The sequence below is a fragment of the Oceanobacillus saliphilus genome, assembly GCF_023522835.1.
GTDB lineage: Bacteria > Bacillota > Bacilli > Bacillales > Amphibacillaceae > Oceanobacillus > Oceanobacillus saliphilus.
Genome location: NZ_JALCZU010000164.1, coordinates 1 through 267, shown reverse-complemented (window position 1 = coordinate 267; position 267 = coordinate 1). Strand labels below are relative to the sequence as shown.

Sequence of the window (267 nt, the reverse complement as noted above, 5' to 3'; positions counted from 1 at the left end):
GCCCGCAGGAGCATGCCGACGGCCACCGTTCCCAGCCAGACGACGACGCCGGCGGGCCAGAGCGCCAGGGGAGCACGCCACACCCGCAGCGCCAGCCAGGACACGGCGGCTCCGGCGAGGAACGGCCAGGCGGTGGCAAGGACCCCGGTGATAACCTCCCCGCGCTGGTGGGCATCCCGGCCGATCGCGGCGAAGGCCAGGACCAGCGCCAGATCAGCGGCCGCCGCCAGGACCGCTGTCCGCATCTTCGCGGGCGGAGGTGCGGAC

The 267-nt window shown here is 75.3% G+C and carries 1 protein-coding gene; it reads right to left on the bottom strand.

The features are described from left to right. Positions 1-267: DUF3054 domain-containing protein (locus tag MN204_RS21875; RefSeq protein WP_249872952.1), on the bottom strand; the 267-nt coding region annotated here is incomplete at both ends.